At 50.4% G+C, this 19,128-nt stretch carries 14 protein-coding genes, 1 pseudogene and 1 other annotated feature; of the genes and pseudogenes, 7 read left to right on the top strand and 8 right to left on the bottom strand.

The annotated features are described in order from the left end of the window. The first annotated feature begins 127 nt into the window (after nucleotides 1–127). Nucleotides 128–592 carry a ribonuclease HI gene (gene rnhA, locus CBP31_RS12990; protein ID WP_227875221.1) on the top strand — a complete coding sequence of 155 codons (465 nt, stop codon included), beginning with the start codon at nucleotides 128–130 and terminating at the stop codon, nucleotides 590–592. A gap of 268 nt (nucleotides 593–860) precedes the next feature. Here rnhA and CBP31_RS12985 read toward each other — a convergent pair whose 3' ends face one another. Next, the gene (locus CBP31_RS12985) at nucleotides 861–1,649 is read right to left on the bottom strand and encodes a class I SAM-dependent methyltransferase (RefSeq protein ID WP_087037959.1); all 789 of its coding nucleotides are present in this window, start codon (nucleotides 1,647–1,649) and stop codon (nucleotides 861–863) included. Nucleotides 1,650–1,702: 53 nt separating this feature from the next. Between CBP31_RS12985 and gloB the strand changes: the two genes are divergently transcribed. Beyond that, nucleotides 1,703–2,521, top strand: a complete 819-nt coding sequence (gloB, locus tag CBP31_RS12980) for a hydroxyacylglutathione hydrolase (RefSeq protein ID WP_227875033.1) — start codon at nucleotides 1,703–1,705, stop codon at nucleotides 2,519–2,521. A gap of 63 nt (nucleotides 2,522–2,584) precedes the next feature. After that, complete coding sequence (locus CBP31_RS12975) at nucleotides 2,585–3,988, top strand: LysM peptidoglycan-binding domain-containing protein (RefSeq protein WP_087037956.1); 1,404 nt, start codon at nucleotides 2,585–2,587, stop codon at nucleotides 3,986–3,988. Nucleotides 3,989–4,481: 493 nt separating this feature from the next. Here CBP31_RS12975 and yciA read toward each other — a convergent pair whose 3' ends face one another. After that, on the bottom strand, nucleotides 4,482–4,874 hold the full coding sequence (gene yciA, locus CBP31_RS12970) for an acyl-CoA thioester hydrolase YciA (RefSeq protein ID WP_087037954.1): 393 nt from the start codon (nucleotides 4,872–4,874) through the stop codon (nucleotides 4,482–4,484). 165 nt (nucleotides 4,875–5,039) lie between these two features. On the opposite strand from yciA, the gene yjjX reads away from it, so the two are divergent. Beyond that, nucleotides 5,040–5,585 (top strand): inosine/xanthosine triphosphatase, encoded by a 546-nt coding sequence (gene yjjX / locus CBP31_RS12965; RefSeq protein WP_161492525.1) that lies wholly within the window; start codon nucleotides 5,040–5,042, stop codon nucleotides 5,583–5,585. A gap of 142 nt (nucleotides 5,586–5,727) precedes the next feature. Here yjjX and CBP31_RS12960 read toward each other — a convergent pair whose 3' ends face one another. Together CBP31_RS12960 and CBP31_RS12955 are read right to left on the bottom strand one after the other, a co-directional pair. Then, entirely contained in the window at nucleotides 5,728–6,594 is an 867-nt protein-coding gene (locus CBP31_RS12960; protein ID WP_151898809.1) for an NAD(P)-binding domain-containing protein, read from the bottom strand. Further along, complete coding sequence (locus tag CBP31_RS12955; RefSeq protein ID WP_227875032.1) at nucleotides 6,584–8,491, bottom strand: transglycosylase SLT domain-containing protein; 1,908 nt, start codon at nucleotides 8,489–8,491, stop codon at nucleotides 6,584–6,586. Before CBP31_RS12955 ends, CBP31_RS12960 begins: the two co-directional genes overlap by 11 nt. Nucleotides 8,492–8,919: 428 nt before the next feature. Here CBP31_RS12955 and hpf point away from each other — a divergent pair, with 428 nt between their 5' ends. Both hpf and CBP31_RS15820 read left to right on the top strand, forming a co-directional pair. After that, nucleotides 8,920–9,318: a ribosome hibernation-promoting factor, HPF/YfiA family gene (gene hpf, locus CBP31_RS12950; RefSeq protein ID WP_087037950.1), complete on the top strand. Its 399-nt coding sequence runs from the start codon at nucleotides 8,920–8,922 to the stop codon at nucleotides 9,316–9,318. A 756-nt stretch (nucleotides 9,319–10,074) separates the two neighbouring features. Next, nucleotides 10,075–10,239: a sequence feature (Phe leader region), on the top strand. A 110-nt stretch (nucleotides 10,240–10,349) separates the two neighbouring features. After that, a pseudogene (locus CBP31_RS15820) lies at nucleotides 10,350–11,498 on the top strand (chorismate mutase); the annotation flags it as partial. A 1,631-nt stretch (nucleotides 11,499–13,129) separates the two neighbouring features. Here CBP31_RS15820 and tyrA read toward each other — a convergent pair. Together tyrA and CBP31_RS12935 are read right to left on the bottom strand one after the other, a co-directional pair. Beyond that, nucleotides 13,130–14,263: a bifunctional chorismate mutase/prephenate dehydrogenase gene (gene tyrA / locus CBP31_RS12940; RefSeq protein WP_087037946.1), complete on the bottom strand. Its 1,134-nt coding sequence runs from the start codon at nucleotides 14,261–14,263 to the stop codon at nucleotides 13,130–13,132. A gap of 140 nt (nucleotides 14,264–14,403) precedes the next feature. Then, complete coding sequence (locus tag CBP31_RS12935; protein ID WP_087037944.1) at nucleotides 14,404–15,474, bottom strand: 3-deoxy-7-phosphoheptulonate synthase; 1,071 nt, start codon at nucleotides 15,472–15,474, stop codon at nucleotides 14,404–14,406. A gap of 444 nt (nucleotides 15,475–15,918) precedes the next feature. On the opposite strand from CBP31_RS12935, the gene CBP31_RS12930 reads away from it, so the two are divergent. Then, complete coding sequence (locus tag CBP31_RS12930; protein ID WP_087037942.1) at nucleotides 15,919–16,512, top strand: DUF502 domain-containing protein; 594 nt, start codon at nucleotides 15,919–15,921, stop codon at nucleotides 16,510–16,512. 16 nt (nucleotides 16,513–16,528) lie between these two features. Here CBP31_RS12930 and CBP31_RS12925 read toward each other — a convergent pair whose 3' ends face one another. Further along, a complete protein-coding gene (locus CBP31_RS12925) occupies nucleotides 16,529–17,485 on the bottom strand; it encodes a mechanosensitive ion channel family protein (RefSeq protein ID WP_087037940.1) in 957 nt (318 codons plus the stop codon). A gap of 810 nt (nucleotides 17,486–18,295) precedes the next feature. Continuing rightward, complete coding sequence (locus tag CBP31_RS12920; protein WP_087037937.1) at nucleotides 18,296–19,093, bottom strand: MlaA family lipoprotein; 798 nt, start codon at nucleotides 19,091–19,093, stop codon at nucleotides 18,296–18,298. Nucleotides 19,094–19,128: the final 35 nt, after the last annotated feature.

Raw genomic sequence — 19,128 nt, 5'->3', positions numbered from 1 at the left:
TTGCTAAAAAGGTCTTAGCGCGCTTTGCTAAAGCATTTGACGCCTCTCTCGCCACCGGCAGGCTGTTTTTTAGCGGTTGCTGTGGCAGACTGCCGCCCTCTTCGATTTTGATAACGATAGCGAATTCATAATGAAAAAAATTGAACTCTATACTGACGGCTCCTGTTTGGGTAACCCAGGTCCTGGGGGGTATGGCGCGGTATTAATTTATAAAGCGCACCGTAAAGAGCTAAGCGGCGGCTATCGGCTAACCACTAATAACCGCATGGAGCTGATGGCGGCCATTGAAGGCTTAGCGGCGTTAAGTGATCGCTGTGTGGTGGACTTAACCACAGATAGCCAATATGTACGCCAAGGCATCACTCAATGGATCAACGGCTGGAAACAAAAAAATTGGCAGACTTCGGCCAGAAAGCCGGTGAAAAACGTGGACTTATGGAAACGGCTCGATGAACTTAGCCAGCGCCATGACGTAAGCTGGCATTGGGTGAAAGGCCACTCTGGGCATCCTGAAAACGAACGCTGTGATGTGCTAGCTCGCGTGGCCGCCGAAACCGATGCCATTCATGATGATGTAGGTTATGAGGGGTAACTTTAGCGCCGGGCAAAAATACGAGTAGCGTCTATTGTTGGCTCTAGCTAGGCGCTGAACTCCCGCTCTTACCATCAATATTCCTTTGAGTTCTGATCTTTATTGTTACGTGCGTTTGTGGCTCTCGTAGCAAAGAACTGTGGTAAATAGGGTTTAGAGTGGACCATTAAAAATCATCCGGCTTCGCAGGACCGTCGAAACTCTCTGTTTATATACACTTGACGGCTACAAGGTCCTTACCATTAAAGCTATCTTTCAGATCTGAGCTCTATTTTTCCGTGGATTCTGCGGATTTCGTTGCAAAAATGGTTTGAGTTTTAGCTTGATGCTCGGCGCTGATTTTTACTTGCTGCTTTTGGCGTGCCATGCCGGGTTGCAGTACGTGTTGCTTACGTTTGGTTTGGCGAATGGGCGTGAGCGGGTAGCGTCGTTTGCGCGCCAGCATCACGTACACGGCAGCAAAAGACGGGCAATAATGCGGGACTAGCTGTTGGCGCAACTTACTGAGCATCGGAAATTCCAATACTGGCGTTAGGCCGAAATAGTCGCGCTGCAAGACTTCAAAGCCCAACAGTTTAAGCCAGTCTTCTAGCCGCTCCGGTGCCACCATGTGCCGTAATGAGGGCAACTTATGACTGATGCCGGGCAAGATACTGGCCAAGCCCGCACTGCTGTATGGATTAAAGCCCGAGATAATCAGCCAGCCGTCATCGCGCAGCACGGTTTCTACTTCACGCAAGATGGCATGGGGATGGTCGCTAAAATCCAGTACATGGGCCAAAAGACAAGCATCTAGGCTGCCGGGGGCAAAGGGCATGGCAGTCGCGTCACCAACAATATCGGCAGCCGTACAAGGCGGCTGTGTTTGGCTAAGGTGTACCGAGTGCAATAAACGGCTACCCGCCAATGAAAAAGACGCGCTGAGTGCATCAACGGTGAGCAGATTAAAGCCAAACATAGTAGGCGCCCATTGCGTGAGTCGCGCTTGCAATTGTTCGGCTAAATAAGGCCCGCGCAGCACCTGTTGCCAATGTTTGGGACTGTGGGCTGATTTCATCACATTTACGCCTCTGATAAGCTAACGCTTTTCCTCTGTGCAAGGATAGAAATATGGTTAACAGCAATGTACTTAATGAAGACCCGATTCACATTAGTGGAATTTCGGCGTTTCAAGACAACTATATCTGGCTGCTTGCCAATAACAAGCAAGCCGTGGTGGTAGATCCAGGTCAGGCTGAACCAGTAGCGCGGGTGCTGGCCGAGCGCGAGCTGGAATTAAGCGCCATTTTGATAACCCATCACCATTATGATCATACGGGTGGCGTTAAAGACTTACTAAAACAGTGGCCGAACGCCAAAATCTATGGGCCCAGTGCCGAGCCGCTGCCCGCCTCAAGCGCCATGGGCGTGAGCGACGGCGATACTGTGCTGGTGCCAGAGCTCGGGCTGGAATTTTCGGTGCTGTCGGTGCCGGGTCATACCTTAGGCCACATTGCCTTTTATGAACCCACGGGGATCGCTAATCAGCCCTTGCTGTTTTGTGGTGATACGCTGTTTTCTGGTGGTTGTGGGCGCTTGTTTGAGGGCACACCTGAGCAGATGCATCAGTCGTTAACCCGCTTGGCTGCCCTGCCCGACGCCACCTTGGTTTATTGTACCCATGAGTACACACAATCTAACTTGGCTTTTTGTCATTCTGTGGAGCCAAACAACGCTGAATTGAAAAAACATCTACAAAAAATAGCGAAATTACGCCAACAAGGCGTGCCCAGTTTGCCCTCTTCTATCGGTCTAGAAAAAGCCATCAATGTGTTCCTGCGCCCCCATGTGGCGGGGGTTAAGGCCCGATTACAGGCTCATACTGGATTGGAGCTAGATGAAGACATCAAGGTGTTCGCTGCACTTAGGCGCTGGAAGGACGTTTTTTAACGAACTTGCTTCTGTTGTTCACAAAGCATACACTGGCCGCCGTTTTAAAGAGACGCGGACACCATGAGAAGACTCTGTATCATTACAGGTGCTTTACTCCTGGCGGGCTGCCAAGGATTTAATTCTTCTGGCCACCAGGACAGCACCGATAATAAAGCGGATAAGTCGCTTTACCAAACATCATCGATCCATGCATCGTTACAAACACACAATCGAACTGCCGACTTAGGTCGAGCCTACAGCACTGTGCCCCACTCATCATCTAATCGGCAACAACGCCAACAGGTGGAAGTGGAAGTAGAGGCAAAACAAACAGATTTGTGGCTCGACTTAGCTGAACAAATGCAACTCGATGTGCCCCTCGATCACCCTAGAGTGGTCGCTCAGCGTCAGTGGTACCTCAAGCACCCCAGCTATATGCGCTCTGTATCAGAACGCGCCAGACCGTTTCTCTATCTCATCAAGGAAGAGATAGAAAAACGGAACATGCCAATGGAACTGGTATTATTGCCGGTGGTTGAAAGTACCTTTGACCCGAAAGCTTATTCGCACGGTCATGCGGCCGGCTTGTGGCAGATGCTACAAGGCACTGGGAAGAACTTTGGCCTGCATTTCGATAGTTTTTATGACGGTCGTTATGACGTAATGGCCTCGACGCGTGCAGCACTGGACTACCTCGAATACCTTAACGGTTTCTTTGACGGTGATTGGGTGTTGGCATTGGCTGCCTATAACTCAGGCGAAGGCCGCGTACAGCGCGCCATGAAAGCCAACCGACGCCAAGGCAAGCCCACGGATTATTGGTCTTTGTCTTTGCCCAAAGAAACGCAAAATTACGTACCTAAGCTGTTGGCGTTAGCCGCCATCTTAAAGCACGACTCGCACTACGGCATGGACATACCTGCGCTACCTAATCGCCCACAATTAGCGGTGATTGAAGTAGAAGGCCAAGTAGATTTAAATATGGCGGCAGATTTAGCCGGCATGAACCGTGGTCGACTGAAAGAGCTGAACCCCGCCTATAAGAAAGCGTCGACTTCACCCTCACGCAGTGCGGAAATTTTAGTCCCTGTGGCACATGCCGAAGGTTTTGAAATCGCCATGGCCGACCTGCCAGAGCCAGAGCGCGCTCCTAAAGGTCAGTATATTGTGCGCCGTGGCGACAGCTTAGGTGTAATTGCGCAACGCCATGGCACCACCGTAGAAGCCCTGCGCCAAGCGAACAATATCAGGGGCAATAATATCCGTACTGGTCAATCGCTGGTACTGTCGGGCACCTATGTGGCCGCTGCTGCCCCAACGGCAAGCAAATCAGGCAGTGTTTATAAGGTGAAAAGAGGCGACTCTTTATCTGCAATAGCTAACCGCTTTAGCGTCAGCATCAATGAATTACTGAGCTGGAACCAGTTAGCCAATAGACACAGCTTGCGCGCCGGACAAAGCTTAATCGTGGCCAATTCACGTTAAGATAAAGCCGTAAGCGAAAGCGCCGAACACTAAACAAAAAACACCGAGCCTAAGCTCGGTGTTTTTATTTGTGCAGCACAGAGAAAAATGACGCCGCATGCTGGGGTAATACCATTGTGGAAAACTAATTGATCAGATTTTTACAAACCCTAACCTTGGTCGTTGCGAGGAGTGCTACGACGCGGCAATCCATGGTTATCTACCGCGCCGCTGCATGGATTGCCGCGCTACGCTCTTTATAAATAACAGTGCCCACTACCAAACAGCTAAAGCGAGATCCTGATGTGCATCAGGAAGACGGCTAAAGCAAAACATATCGTACTCTGTAGCAGCCACTTTAGTCGTCAGGTTTGCGCAGCAAAACGTCAAACCAAACTGGCGTAGCACCCTTTATATAAAACAGTGCCCACTACCAAACAGCTAAAGCGAGATCCTGATGTGCATCAGGAAGACGGCTAAAACTCACATATCGCGTTCTATTGCAGCCACTTGATTAGCGGTTAATCACTCGCGGTCGGCCGTGTTCATCAATGGCCACATACACAAATTGCGCCTGTGCCACCTTGTAACGCATCCCGCCTTCTGGGGTTAATATCGGCTTCACCCAGACTTCCACTTGTACGGTAATAGAGGTGCGCCCCACTTTAAGCAGCTCGCCATGGGTGCAGACCACATCGCCCACTTTCACGGGCCGAGAAAAATTCATTTCACTGACTGCCACCGTGCCCACGCGACCCAGCGCAACTTCATTAGCCAGCAAACTGCCGCCTAAGTCCATTTGTGACATGATCCACCCGCCAAAAATATCGCCATTGGCATTGGTATCGGCAGGCATGGCCATGGTGCGCATCAATAAATCGCCTCTTGGATCTGCTTGATCACTCATTACACTTTTCTCTTTGTTAAAAAATTGTCGAATAAACTGCTGGAGTTAAATTGTTAAAGCTAAAACTGGCATAATGATACTTCGGCTAGCGGCCGACCACTACCGACCTTTTATATAGCATGAATGGTCATCACAGCCATAAAACCAAGTTCAGAGGACAACCGCATGCTGCAGGTAATTGTTGCGTCATTAAACCCCGCTAAAATTGCGGCGGCTCGCCTCGCCTTAGCGCAATTGTTGCCTGACTCTCCGTTCGTTGTGACCGGTGTAGCCGTGGATTCAGGAGTGGCTGAGCAACCGATGAGCGACGCCGAAACCTATCAAGGGGCACGGCAGCGCGCATTCGCCGCTAAAACCTTAGTGCCCGAGGCGGACTTGTGGATTGGCATGGAAGGCGGCGTCGAGTTTAGTGATGCTCAGCTTACCCCTCGGCACTGCATCACCTTTGCTTGGATCCAGGTATTAGGCCAGGCACTGGATAATGCCAGCCGCAGTGCTAGCTTAACGCTGCCACCCATAGTAGCGCAGGCACTCGCGAACGGCGAAGCACTGGGCCCCGCCATGGACCGCTTATATCAGCAAAGCGACAGCCAGCCCACAGGCGGCGCCATTGGTATGTTAACTCAGCAGCATTTAACACGACGCACTGTGTATCGCGACACCCTGATCTTGGTACTGACGCCATGGCTTAATCCGCAGCTGTATCGCTAAGGGCTGTGCGAGCACGGTGATTTTTTGTTTAACTTACAGCTTACGAATGCCGAGGGTAGAACTTGTGCATCAGAACCTGCTGCGCAGGTTTGCACGGCTAAAGCGCGTGCCTACATCCGTGCTGTATGTGAATATTGGTGTTTCAGCTTCTATTGCGCTCTGCTAGCCAGTCAAACCAGTCGGTGACCAGATAATCTAAGCTTAGGTAGCGACTAATGGCCGAGCCATCTATGGTTTTCCCCTCTCCGCCACCACTAAATTGCGGTGGGGCCAAGCCGCGAAGCTTAGCGGCTTGGCTATAAAACTCACGGCGGCTTGGATGATGGGGCGCACTCACGTTTAACACACTCGGCCAATCGTTACGCGCCAATAATGCCGGCATAAAGCGCAGCAGGTCTTCTTGCGCCACTAAATTAATGGGCTCTTCGCCGCCCTCAAAGCTACGCCCTGCTAAAAAGCGCCCCGGCTCCCGGCTGCCCCCCACTAAGCCTGATAAGCGCAGGCACATAACTTGAAGAACGCCGCTAGCATGCATGGCATTTTCAGTGGCTTGCATGCGCTCGCCGCGCTCTGAGTCTGGTTTAGCATCGGCTTCTCGCTGCGCGCCTAGGCCACTGTATATAGAGGTGGCGCTAGTAAAAAGTAACCGTTGCACTCCCCCGTCTGCAGCTAAGCGCGCCACTTCACCGAGGCGCTGGGCATAATTATCAACCTTGCCCGGCGGCACACATACAATTAAGGTGTCCGCCGCCAGCGCTGTTGGCCACTGCGTAGGCAGCGGCGCATCTAAATTCCACAATAATGTCTGAATACCTAATGCGGCCAGCCGACTGGCTTTATCCGCGGTGGTAGTGGTGCCTGCCACTTGATAGCCAAGCTGTTGTAAGGTGAGCGCCAATGGCTCCCCCAACCAGCCCAAGCCAACAATGGCCACGCTATGGCCACTACTATGGCTGCAACTATCGACAGTACTAGCCGCACGGCTATCCACGGTTAAGTTAGTAGACATAATTCAGCTCATTAGGCGTGATAAAGGTTTTCGGTTGGCCCAACATATCTTGGTAGATCACCGAATAATAGAGCACACTTTGCACGTAGCCGCGGGTCTCTCGATATGGGATATTTTCTACCCAGACATCTAACGGCCGTGAGCCACTGTTACGCAACCATGAATCAATTCGGCCTGGGCCTGCGTTATAAGCGGCGATGGCGGCCACGCGATTATTGCTGTAGCGGTCGAGCATTTGCTTAAAATAACTGGAGCCCAGCTGAATATTCACGTCGGCACGGTACACATCTGACGCTTGTCTAAAGCCGCTAATATTAAACTTTTTCGCCGTCTCTTTAGCAGTGCCGGGCATTAATTGCATTAAGCCGCCAGCACCCACCGGGGAGCGCGCTTGTTCATAAAAGGCGCTTTCTTGGCGAGTAATGGCAAATAAGGTGGCTTCATTCACGCCTAACAACTGTGCTTGGCGTTGAAAATCCGGTCGGTACACAATAGGAAAACGTAAGTCTAAGTGATCCCAAGCCCGCAGTTGAATACTGGCCTGAATAGACTTATCAAACCAGCCCAGCTGCAGCGCTAGGCTGCCCAGCGCCAAACCATCTGCCTCGCTCACTTTACCCAGCATATGATACCACTCGCTACGGGCAGCGGTTTTATTGCCGAGCGCCAGCCACTCTTCGGTTCTGGAAAAAGCAGGCCAGCGGGCGCGGGCTTGGCTCAAAGTCGGTGCAGAGGGTAAAGACTTCTTCATTAAGGCATAGGGTACTTTGCTCTGTTGGGCCGCTAAAAATCCGTAATAATCCCGATTACTGGCCGCTAATTTCCAGGCTTTGTCACCGTCACCATGGCGATTTTGTGCTTTAAGGGCACGGCCACGCCAATACTGCCAACGGCTGTCTTGTTGGGTTTCGGCGGACAAACGCGCGATCCAGCCGGGCAGATGTTGCCAATCTTGTTCCCAAATGGCTAAGCGCGCACGCAGTTCAAATAAGTCCTCTGTGCCCATGGCAGGCAAACGACTGTCCAGCCAGCTGCGATAGTCATGAGTACGGTTATACATTAACCGTTGCGCTAACTTTTGCTCAATACGTGCTACTTGCGCGTTAGTTAAGCCCGCTTGGCGCTGATATTTAGGGTACAAGCTCATCACTTGGGTATATTCGGTATCGGCTAATTTCGCCAAGGCCAAACTGAGCGCCGTCTTCTGCGCCTCGCCCGAGACGCGCACTAAGTCACCTTTAAGTAACTGATTGGGATTTTTGTCTAACGACTGCAACAGCTCGCTGGCCGGCTGGGCCGCAGGGCTAAGCTGACGGCCCAGATAGGTCACTAAACCGTGATCATTTTTTTCATAAGCCAGCAGCATGCGCTGCCAAATATCGTCATCGTTGCGACCACCGGCGGTGTGCCAGGCATCAAACAAAGGATCGCAAGCCGTGGCCCGTGAGCCGCCATGCAGCCACATTAGTTTGGCACCGGCCAGCGCAGTGTTTTTATCGCCGGTGGCCCACTTAGCGCGATAATGGGCGCACTGCAGCACTTCACTCGAGGGCAGTTGAGGATATAAAGTTAAAAACTCACGCCAGCGCTGTTCACGGGCTAAGCGATGCAAGTAACGCCCTTCTAACCGGTCTGCCACTAAAGAGTCGGGGTAGCGATGCATAAATTCCACCACCTGAGGGGTGCTCAGGTTAGTGATACGATCCGCCAGCAATTGAAAATCTAAGTAAGGGGTTAACGGATAGGCATCCAAGCCTTGGCGCAGTTGCTTAAAGCTTGCCACGTCGTTTTTATTTAGCGCCTGCTCGGCTTGGCGATATTGTTCGCGCAGTGAAGACGCCTGCACGCTGACGCTCATGCCTAATAGCAGCAAACTTACTCCTAACCAAACTTTCACAAACGCACCCCTTAATAACGAATAGAGAGCTATCCTATGTAATAGTGTCAACACTGCCAATGGGGATCGCGAAATAATCTGCTTAAACCAGACAATTGGCGGCGCACAGCGCCAAATGCGCACCATTAAGTGCTGGATACAGAGCAGTAGGATGAAATGCACAATGAAAGTAGGCAAGGTAAAGAACGACTAGCCAGAATAAAGCACAGCTGATAGGTTAAGAGTACAGGCAGGGATTTATCCATTCGAGTCTGACTTAAAGCGGACGACTCTGACAAGACTAAAATGTGGGTAGCGGCGACTGGGTCACAGATTTTTAACCCACTCGCCATAGCGCCGCCAAAGGTTGATATGGATCACATTATTTAACGTCGGTCAGGGTAGTCTGAAGTTGTACACAAACAAGAGCACACCCAGGGGGTTATTTTATGTCCATCACTATTACCAGTACCGTCATCGACATTTCTCCCGCCATCCGTGAACGGATTGAGAGTCGCTTTGAAAAACTGTCTCGTCGCCAAGTCGACTTAATCACGCCTCATGTGATTATCAATAAAGAAGGTCTGAAGTACCAAGTTGAAGCCACTGCTGGTGTGCGCCATGACACCCTGTTCGCCAAGGCAGAAGACGATAACCTATATGCTGCGATTAAAGACTTGGGCCAAAAGCTTGAGCGCCAGCTAAATCGTTACGCAGATAAACCCCTCGCCCAGCGCGCCGTTGCCGGTCAAGCAGCTGCTGCCGGTGTAGTAGGAGCCGCCGTCGCCGCCAACTTAGATGAAGGTTTAAGTGAAGAATTTGCTCAGCAATTTGATGAAGAAGAATAACCTCACCGAGTAACGTTAAGCCGTCAGCATTGAGTGAAGCGCTACTGATAACAGGGACACCAAAAAAAGAGGCCGATTCGGCCTCTTTTTTATTGCTAAGTAGACCAGCATTACAATAAGTAGACCTGATTACCCACAAAGTTCAGCTATGTTTCAGTGAATTCAGCACCAATAAATTCAATAGGTTACAGGGAAATGCCCACCTCTTGGGTAAAAATATGAGGCTCAGTTTGGTATTTTGACCTTGTAGGGGCCCGTCTCTTCGGCGAAGAGGACTTCGGCCCGGTTTGGTGTTTTGGTTTAAATCTAAACCTCAGTAACAGCCAGCAGAGCTGGCCTGCCGAATAAATTTGGCAGCTACAAAGAACAAACCGAAACAGGGTGCATTTTGGCTGAGGTTCATACGTAATCAGGTAAGTAGAAATACGGCATTTGAGGAGCGATAAGAGAGCAACTAAAAATTAGAGCCAGAGCCATTTTTGCCACGGAAGAACACAGAAGGCACGGACACAGTTCACAGGCGACAAAAGCCAAATTTTTTATGGTAAGAGCTCGGCTTATTGCGTTCTAGTGTTAGTCCTTACCAATTAGAGGTTCTTTCAGGTCTGATCTCTATTGTTCCGTGTTCTTCCGTGCGTTCCGTGGCAAATAGCCTTGAGTGCCGCTGACTCAAGCGCTTTTTTCGATGTTTTAGGCTAACTGTGGTAGTTTTAGCTGAATTTCTTAAAAGTGCTTGCCAGTGTGTGTGCTTTTCAGTATTTGTAGGCTGGTGTTTTTCTTTCACTGCTTTTTTGTCGTTGTTTATGGTGCAATCACGGCTTGAGTGGCTGGCCACGGTTGAGCCGCGCTAAGTCCGGCATTAGCGTTCAAAAAATGAGTGAAAGACGAACAGAAAGCCTCCTACTAGGAGGCTTTTTTATGACGTCGTACTCTTTGTTAAATGACACTTATTTTAGGTGACACTCTTTAGATAACAGCGATTAGATGACACTTGTCTTAGGTGACATTCTTTAAGTAATAAGGAAGCTCCATTGATAAATCTGGATGAGATTAGAACCCACATCAGCAGCCTAGATAACGAGCTGCTCACCTTGCTGGCCAAACGCAAGGGCCTAAGCCTAGACGTGGCGCGTAGCAAATTGCAAAACCCGCGCCCTATTCGTGACCAAGCACGCGAGCAGGCGCTCTTGGTAGAGCTGATTAATCAAGGCCGCACGCTGGGCCTAGATGCCCACTATGTCACTCAGATTTATCACACTATTATTGAAGACTCTGTGTTGTCGCAACAAGCGCTGCTGCAAGAGTTACTCAACCCACAAGATGACACGCCAGCCATTAGTGTGGCGTTTTTAGGACTGCGCGGCTCTTATTCCAATATGGCGGCGCGCAAGTACTTATCGCGCTTTAAAGCCAATATGGTGGAGCACAACTGCGATACCTTTCAGCAAATTTTTGACACCGTAGAGTCAGGCCAAGCGCAATACGGTATTTTACCGATAGAGAACACCAGCTCAGGCGCCATTAACGATGTGTTTGATTTAATTCAGCACACCAGTTTGTCGATTGTGGGGGAGCTTACTCAACCCATTGAGCATTGCATCTTGGTGGCGGTTGATACCGACGTCAGCAAGCTGACCACTCTGTATACGCACCCACAGGTGTATCAGCAATGTTCACAATATTTGGCGACCTTGCCCGGGGTTAAGGTGGAGTTTTGTGCGGCTTCATCTAACGCCATGGAGCTAGTGGCCCAACTGCAGCGCCCCGATATAGGTGCCATGGGCAGCGCCGATGGCGGCGAATTGCATGGTTTAACGCCATTAGTGAAAGGCTTGGCCAACCAAAAACAAAACATGACCCGCTTTATAGTGGTGGCAAGAAAGCCGGTGGAAGTGGCGGAGCAAATTCCGGCCAAAACCAGCTTTATTATGTCGACCGGTCAGCAAAGTGGCGCCTTGGTAGAAACCTTATTGGTGCTGCGCAATCACGACATTCCCATGACCAAGCTAGAGTCGCGTCCTATTATTGGCAACCCGTGGGAAGAAATGTTCTATGTGGATGTGGCGGCCAATGTAAACTGCGCGGCCATGCGCTCGGCACTGGCTGAACTCAAAGACATAGTGCATTACATTAAAATCTTGGGCTGTTACCCCAGCGCCGAAGTAGCACCCACCCGCGTGTCATCCAAAGCGCTGAATCAAGGCCAAGTGCCCGCCCCACTGGCCGCTAAACCCAGCCTTCAGCACGAGCAGGCAGCAACGCCAACAAAAACGGCAGGTTTAGCACTGCAAGTGGGTCGCTTTACCATTAGTCAGCAAGAGCCGTTATTAGCGGTGTTATTGAGCCAGTGGCCAGAGCGTCATGATCTGCAAGAGATAGCACGCCAAGTTAAAGAGCAAGGCGGCCAAGTATTAGGCGTGCCTTGTTTTGGCCAAGGCGACAATCAGTTTGAACAATCGCGCCTGCAGCAATTGCGCGAAGTGGCCCAGCAATTTGATTTAGCCCCCCTGACCACAGTGCACACGCCCGAGCAATTACAGCGTGCTGCCGAGTCACTCGATGTCTTGCTGTTAGAGCCCATCACCGCTAAGCATAACGAGCTATTGGCCGCGGCCGGTCGCAGTACTCGCCCTATCCTCTTACCGCTGGCTGATACCCAAGCCCAGACCCTGGCTGACGCCGAGCAGGTGTTAGCACAAGGTAACCAGCAGCTGGCCTTAATTGACACTCAAGCGCGCCCGCTAGCTGACTTGCTGCGTTTACAGCAGCACAGCCGTCTACCTTTGCTTAGCCAATTGACTCAAGCCGATGCAGTATTAGCCGAGCTCGGCGTAGTGCTTAAAGGCGCCGGTGTACAAGGCTTTTGTTTAACCATAAGCGAAGACGATAACTTAGTGCCCTTGCAACAACTGGCCCAGCGCTTATATCAGGATTGATTTAAGCGCCAGAGCCAAGCGCCAAGCGCCAAGCGCCAAGCAAAATATTAAGCCCAGCTTTTTAAAGAGCTGGGCTTTTTTTATTTTGGGTGGGTCGATTGTGTTGAACAAAGAGCATTCAACCGATTTGGGTGTAGCTTGGAGCCGAGCGCTATACGCCTTACGTTAACATCACACCACATTTAAAATAGCTGTGGTTTTTGTAGCCGCGGTTTCAACCGCGAAATGGCGCAGCGCGCCATTCCAAAGCAATGTTCATCCCATGGTGCGGTTCCTCATACCCATGCTCTGCGTGGAGATGTCGGGTGGGTCTCCGCTACCGTTTGGTTTGTTTAATTGCGAACTCATGGGCTGATCCTGGTATCCAGATCTTGGTCGATTGAAATCGACCCTACAAAAGACACAAAACCAAAGCGAGATCCTGACGTGCGTCAGGAAGACGGCATAGAGTAGCCGCCCGTCTCTTTAGTAAAGAGGACTTCAGCGGGCCAGCGAAGCTGGCTATTTTTAGGTTTTAAACCGTGACGAAGTAGGTTTAGCAACGGCACAGCTGTGCACCACTTGGTCGATTGAAATCGACCCTACAAAAGGCTAGAGCCAAACCCTAACCTTGGTCGTTGCGAGGAGTGCAACGACGCGGCAATCCATGGTTATCTACCGCGCCGCTGCAGGGATTGCCGCGCTAGGCTCGCAAAGACGGAATAAGGACACATAACAACAGAGGGCAGATCGGCGTAGACGGCTTAAACAAAAAAACACCGAGCCTAGGTCATAGGCTCGGTGTTTTTATTTGGGCTTAGCCACTGTGTTTGCCGTTAATTCAACATTCACAATTAAACATTCAACATTGCCTTAAAGCTGGGCGCTAAGTCCTATTATTCATCACCATGATGGCGGCTGTCGTTTGCTTGGGCGAGCAGGTTGCGGCTTTCTTTAAGGAAAGTGTCCGCATAATCACCGAAAAACTCACTTACAGTGCTGAACTGCTCAACGAAGGCCTCACGCTTACCGGCTTCTAACTGGCTTAACAGCTCACCAAAATGGCGGTGATAACGGCGGATCATATCCAGATTCTCGGGCGAGGATAAAATAATATCCGCGTACAAGTGCGGATCTTGCGCAAATAAGCGCCCGACCATGGCCAATTCTAAGCGATAAATAGGTGAACTTAAGCGCAACAGTTGCGCTAAATCCGCCTGCTCGGCACACAAGTGCGCGCCGTAAGCAAAGCTGGTGAAGTGGCGCAGTGCTTGCACTAGGCTCATGGCCTTGTCGTGCTCGGCGGCGTCTACTGGCTGTAAGCGGGTGCCCCAAATGCGCATTTGCGCCAATAGCCATTCGTACTGGCCGGCGCCGCGGCCTTCGCTGTAAATGATCACCTGCTTCGCAAGACTGGATATATCTGGGCCAAACATAGGGTGTAAACCCAATACAGGGCCTGAGTGCGCCGCCAGCATAGCAGCAATGGGCTCGGCCTTAATGCTGGTTAAGTCAACCAGTAAGCAATGCTCTGGCAAGGGTGGCAATTGGCCAATAATGGCGACGGTTTGGTCGATAGGCACGGCCACCACCACCAAACCCGCATCCGCCACCAGTGACTCGGCATCAGCCCAATCGTTTTTCTCTAAAATACACACCTGATAACCAGACAAAGACAACAGATGCGCAAATAAACTGCCCAGTTGGCCCGCACCACCCACCACCACCACTTTGCCAAGGGAGGGGTTCATGCATTTAAAGCCGGTGTCTTTTTCACTGGCATAAGACTCGCGCATAAAACGGCGTAACACGTCTTCAATTAAATCTGGGGGTACGCCTTGAGCGACGGCTTCGGCACGGCGTTTCGCCAACATGCTGGCTTCGCGGTCTGGCGCATAAATTGGCACCCCTTGACGGCTTTTCACCTCACCCACGCCCGCCACTAATTTTAGGCGACGCGCAAACAGTGCCACCAGCTCTTGGTCCACTTCATCTATTTGGTCCCGAAGGACGTCTAACTCATCTACCATTGGATTCATCCCAAATACAAAAGCACCGGCCCTTCCCGGACGCGGTGCTCTATTATGCCTACAAACCCAATACGGAGACAGTCACGATCGGTATTTGGCGGCTGTTAATGTTATTCGCCCATAGGGCCAAGCAGCTGCAGTTAGCCGAGTCGAGCTTTAAGGGGCTCGGCCAATAGCTGATGACAACGCGCTAATAAGTCCGCTGTGGTATCCCAATCAATACAGGCATCGGTAATGGACACGCCGTAGTCCATATCACCACGAGGCTGCTCGCTAGACTGGTTACCTTCAAACAAATGCGACTCCAGCATAATACCCAAAATTGACTTGTTACCTTCCTCAATTTGGCCCACCACGTTCTCGGTAACTAATGGCTGTAAGCTGTAATCTTTATTGGAGTTACCGTGGCTGCAATCTACTACCAAGTTCGGGATAAGACCGGCGCTGGTCATGGCCTTTTCTGCCAAGTTGATATTCACAGAATCGTAGTTAGGCTGCTTGCCGCCGCGCAAAATCACATGGCCGTCTGGGTTACCCTGAGTCACTAATAGCGCCACTTGTCCCTGCTGGTTGATACCCATAAAGGCATGGGACTCTGCCGCCGCTTTTAACGCATTAATGGCGGTGCCCAAGTTGCCGTCGGTGCCATTTTTAAAGCCCACTGGCATGGATAAGCCCGAGGCCATTTCGCGGTGGGTTTGCGACTCAGTGGTGCGCGCCCCTATGGCTGACCACGAGAATAATTCAGCCAAGTATTGCGGGCTAATCGGGTCTAAAGCTTCAGTAGCTAGTGGCAGCTCTAGCTCGGCTAACCAGCATAATAACTCGCGGGCTTGGTGCAGGCCGTGCTCAATATCGAAGCTGCCATCTAGGTGCGGATCGTTAATAAAGCCTTTCCAACCCACGGTAGTGCGCGGCTTTTCAAAATAGACGCGCATCACTATATATAAGCTATCACTATATTCATCATGCAGTTTTTTGAGGCGGGTTGCGTACTCTTTGGCGGCGTCTATGTCATGAATGGAGCAAGGGCCACACACCACTAACAAGCGGTGATCTTTGCGCTGAATAATATTAGACAGAGTTTGACGGGCACCACCGATGAAGTTGAGCGCTTTTTCTGAAACCGGTAACTTGGCTTTCAACTCTGCTGGCGTGATCATAATCTTCTCGGAGCGAATATTAATATTATTCAGTGTGTCTTTCTGCATGACGACATCCTCTAGGTAAACAAAACATTTTCATCCAATAAAAACAAATACCGTGTCTTGTTTGACATCTAGTGATTTATTTTCTACGCAACCACACTTATCTGAGCTATTTACCTTAACAAGGCAAGGCCAACTTGCAAAGCGTGAACCGCGCTAAAACCCCGTTTATTTGGCCTGTTTAGCGAAACTGGCTATAAAAACAGCGTCAACGCTACCTAGGTAGTGATGGGAGACTGTGGTGAGATGGGTGAGCACAGAAAACTAATTCTTAAATCTGGTTCTAACTCAGGTGCTAAAACAGGCGCTAATGCGTGATGAATTGCGCTCTGGCGTCAGCTCTGCGTTCATCTATAGCTGACAGTTCACGACTGAACAATGCGCTTTCACATGGCGGCCATGTCAAGGATCTGCCATCATGCCGCCCTTATTCACGGGAGCTTATCAATGCAACGACTGGTGCGTTACTTTTTTCAAGGGTTATTGATTTTACTGCCGTTTGTATTAACGGTATATCTGGTTTATCTCATTTTCACCGTACTTAACGAGACACTTTTTTCCGCCATCGGCTCTTTGCTGCGCATCTTAGTGCCAAGCTTAGCCGCAGGTTGGATTGCCGATTTAGCCGGCGGCTTGCTCACCTTAAGTGTGATCATTATCACCGGTATGTTTGCTTCGTTTTACTTTGGCCAGTTTTTTCTGTCCTTGTTCGACAAAGCCCTAAACCGGGTGCCGTTAGTGAGGTTGCTGTATAACTCGCTAACGGATTTATTTAATGCATTGATCGGCGATAACAAACGCTTAAATCAGCCGGTAGCGGTTAGTCTGATGAATGGCGAGCTGCAACTGCTGGGCTTTATTACTCGTGACGACATGGCGGAATTTGGCCTGCCCGGCAAGGTAGCCGTGTATTTACCTCAGTCTTATAACTTTGCTGGTAACTTGATTTTGGTCGATAAAGACAAAATACAGCTGCTAGACGCCCCTGCCAGTAAAGTGACCACCTTTATCGTTAGCGGCGGGATCACGGGGAAAAACTAAACAGCCCCTCATCAGATTATGTGTTGGACTGTTTGTCTTCTTTAACAGCACGCAGCGGTTTTGGCACTTCGCCACGGCCAGCAGGCCAGCCTTCGCGCTGGCGTGCGCGGTCGCCATCAACTTCCTCGGTCTGATCATGGAACAGATGAACCTGTGTCGGATAAGGCATGTCGATACCTTCTTCATCTAAGGCAATGTAGACGGCCTGCAATACCGCACCAAACGTGTGGATCTGTGACGCTCGGTCCGACTTTGTCCACCAACGCAGCCGCACTACATTGGCGAAGTCGCCAAGCGAGATGGGAATCGTTTCTGGTGGAGATTCACTGCTCACGCCCTCAACGGAAGCGCAGGCTTTTTCCATAATTCCTCGCGCTACGTCCCAATCGTCGTTACAACCAATGCCGATGTCATATTCCGAGCGGCGCGTCTCAAACGCAGTATTAACAACCACGCTGGCGGTATAAATAACTGAGTTTGGAATGACGACGCGACGTCCGTCATAGGTGGTGATCATGGTGGCGCGGGTTTCAATCTTCTCAACCGTACCCTCATGCCCGCCCGATACAATCTGATCGCCAACCTCAAACGGTTGGCGTAAAAGAATAAGAATACCGGCCAGCATGTTTTGCAATATATCTTTAAACGCAAAACCGATTGCAACAGAGCTAACCCCAAGACCGGCAAACAGATCACCCGGTGTTATTGATGGGGCGACGATGGTGACGGCCAGCATGATACCGATTACGGCAATCGCCCACCGAATAAGTGACCCACCCACGTTGCCTAAATTATTGCGCCCTCGTTTGTTCGCAACTCGACTTACCAGCTTTCCGAGGCCCAGCCCTAAGAACCAGAACAAAACCATCACGACCAGTGCCACTAGGATATTCGGTAATAATTTGAAAAAACCGTCCAGCCACCCATCTAATTTGCTGAATATCAGGCCAACATTCATATCTATTTGATCCATCGACATGTCCTTATATTTAGTCAGGCTTGGCTCACCATTGATAAGTCACAAGATATGCCCCAAAAACCCAAGGAGGCCCTTTTTCATCTTCGCATCTATACATGGTCATCTATGGCGGCGGTCACCGAGCTGGCTGCTTGGATTTTCTCCAAGGTAATGAATAAACGCAGTAACTTGCCGACTGTGGTGCAGCGTTAGAGATAGCTGACTAGTGCATATTTTTGTAGAACAGCTTAATGGTAGTAGGATCTGCGGAACGCAGTCGGACAATATAGGTAAAATTATGCCAGCCAAATACGTAATCTAGGGGAAGCTATCCGACAGTCTGGCTCATTTATTACAAGCTGATGAAGGCATTTATAGAGCGCGAGCGGTATGTCTCGGCGGACTAGTACAAGTCCAAGAGTGTGGGGGCTGAGGTGTAGCGTGTAGGATGTGATATGAAGAGTGTTGAGCTTTAACTCAACACTCTTATGGCGCTTCCTGATTACCCACAAAGCTCAGCCATGTTTCAGTGAACTCAGCACCAATGAATTTAATAGGTTACAGGGAGATGCCGGCTCTTCGGTAAAGAATATGAGGCTCAGTTTGGTATTTTGACCTTGTAGGGGCCCGTCTCTTCGGCGAAGAGGACTTCGGCCCGGTTTGGTGTTTTGGTTTAAATCTAAACCTCAGTAACAGCCAGCAGAGCTGGCCTGCCGAATAAATTGGACAGCTACAAAGAACAAACCGAAACAGGGTGCATTATGGCTGAGGTTCATACGTAATCAGGTGGCTCTTTGGGTTTTACTTTTAGCTACCCGCTTTGGCTTAGCCGTCTATCTCATCCATAAAGTCTGCTAGGCCTTCATCCAAGTCGGTGACGGTCTCTTTGCCGATTTTGGCATCTTGATACTGTAAATACAGATCTTTGGTTAAGCCGTACGGGTCGAGGGCATTATCAATAATAGGCTCACGGTCAATCAGCTCACTGCGCTCATACAAGCCATTGAGAACAAATTTTCCGGCGCGCATGCCAAAGGTCATCAAGTCGTAGGGGAAATATAAACCATCAACGAAATCGCCCGATAACTCACGCAAGGTGGTGGGCCCGTAGAGGGGGACCATTAAAAATGGCCCATTGCCCACGCCCATTTGCCCCAATACTTGGCTAAAGTCTTTGCTGCGACGCGACAAGGTCATTTTTTCTGCTACATCAAAAAAGCCCAACACACCCACAGTGCTGTTAATGCCAAAGCGCACCAGATTTGTGCCCGCCCCTTGTACATCACCGGTGATCAGGTGGTTTACAAAGCTGGCGGGCTCTTCAAGATTAAGCACCGCATTTTGCACGCTTTCCCGTATCGGCACCGCTACATAACCCGCATAAGCATGGGCTGCTGGGCGCACTAAATAGGGGTCCAACACATCGTAGTTAATCACCCAAGACAAGCGGTTAACAGGCTCGAAGGGGTCACGAGCGTCATCGGCCGTGGAGGTCGCACCATCTATCGGCTTGTAGTCATTAAAAGCATCTTTGGTGACTAACGGCTGCGTTTCCCCGTTTGAGTCTTGAGCCGCACACCCTGCCAGCAGCAGACTGGAGATGATTAGAATTTTTTGCCACATATATGATTGCCTTATCGCGGTGTGGTTATCTTATT

The sequence above is a fragment of the Oceanisphaera profunda genome (assembly GCF_002157895.1).
GTDB lineage: Bacteria > Pseudomonadota > Gammaproteobacteria > Enterobacterales > Aeromonadaceae > Oceanimonas > Oceanimonas profunda.
Note: the sequence above shows the minus strand (reverse complement) of the source record. Positions and strands in the feature narration are given on the sequence as shown.

Bases quoted from the DNA above. Each gene is read 5' to 3' on its own strand.
- CBP31_RS12935 (WP_087037944.1), bottom strand. From the start codon at position 15,474: ATGCAGAAAGACACACTGAATAATATTAATATTCGCTCCGAGAAGATT.
- CBP31_RS12930 (WP_087037942.1), top strand. From the start codon at position 15,919: ATGCAACGACTGGTGCGTTACTTTTTTCAAGGGTTATTGATTTTACTG.
- tyrA (WP_087037946.1), bottom strand. From the start codon at position 14,263: ATGGTAGATGAGTTAGACGTCCTTCGGGACCAAATAGATGAAGTGGAC.
- hpf (WP_087037950.1), top strand. From the start codon at position 8,920: ATGTCCATCACTATTACCAGTACCGTCATCGACATTTCTCCCGCCATC.
- gloB (WP_227875033.1), top strand. From the start codon at position 1,703: ATGGTTAACAGCAATGTACTTAATGAAGACCCGATTCACATTAGTGGA.
- CBP31_RS12985 (WP_087037959.1), bottom strand. From the start codon at position 1,649: ATGAAATCAGCCCACAGTCCCAAACATTGGCAACAGGTGCTGCGCGGG.
- CBP31_RS12975 (WP_087037956.1), top strand. From the start codon at position 2,585: ATGAGAAGACTCTGTATCATTACAGGTGCTTTACTCCTGGCGGGCTGC.
- CBP31_RS12920 (WP_087037937.1), bottom strand. From the start codon at position 19,093: ATGTGGCAAAAAATTCTAATCATCTCCAGTCTGCTGCTGGCAGGGTGT.
- CBP31_RS12925 (WP_087037940.1), bottom strand. From the start codon at position 17,485: ATGGATCAAATAGATATGAATGTTGGCCTGATATTCAGCAAATTAGAT.
- yjjX (WP_161492525.1), top strand. From the start codon at position 5,040: ATGCTGCAGGTAATTGTTGCGTCATTAAACCCCGCTAAAATTGCGGCG.
- CBP31_RS12960 (WP_151898809.1), bottom strand. From the start codon at position 6,594: ATGTCTACTAACTTAACCGTGGATAGCCGTGCGGCTAGTACTGTCGAT.
- yciA (WP_087037954.1), bottom strand. From the start codon at position 4,874: ATGAGTGATCAAGCAGATCCAAGAGGCGATTTATTGATGCGCACCATG.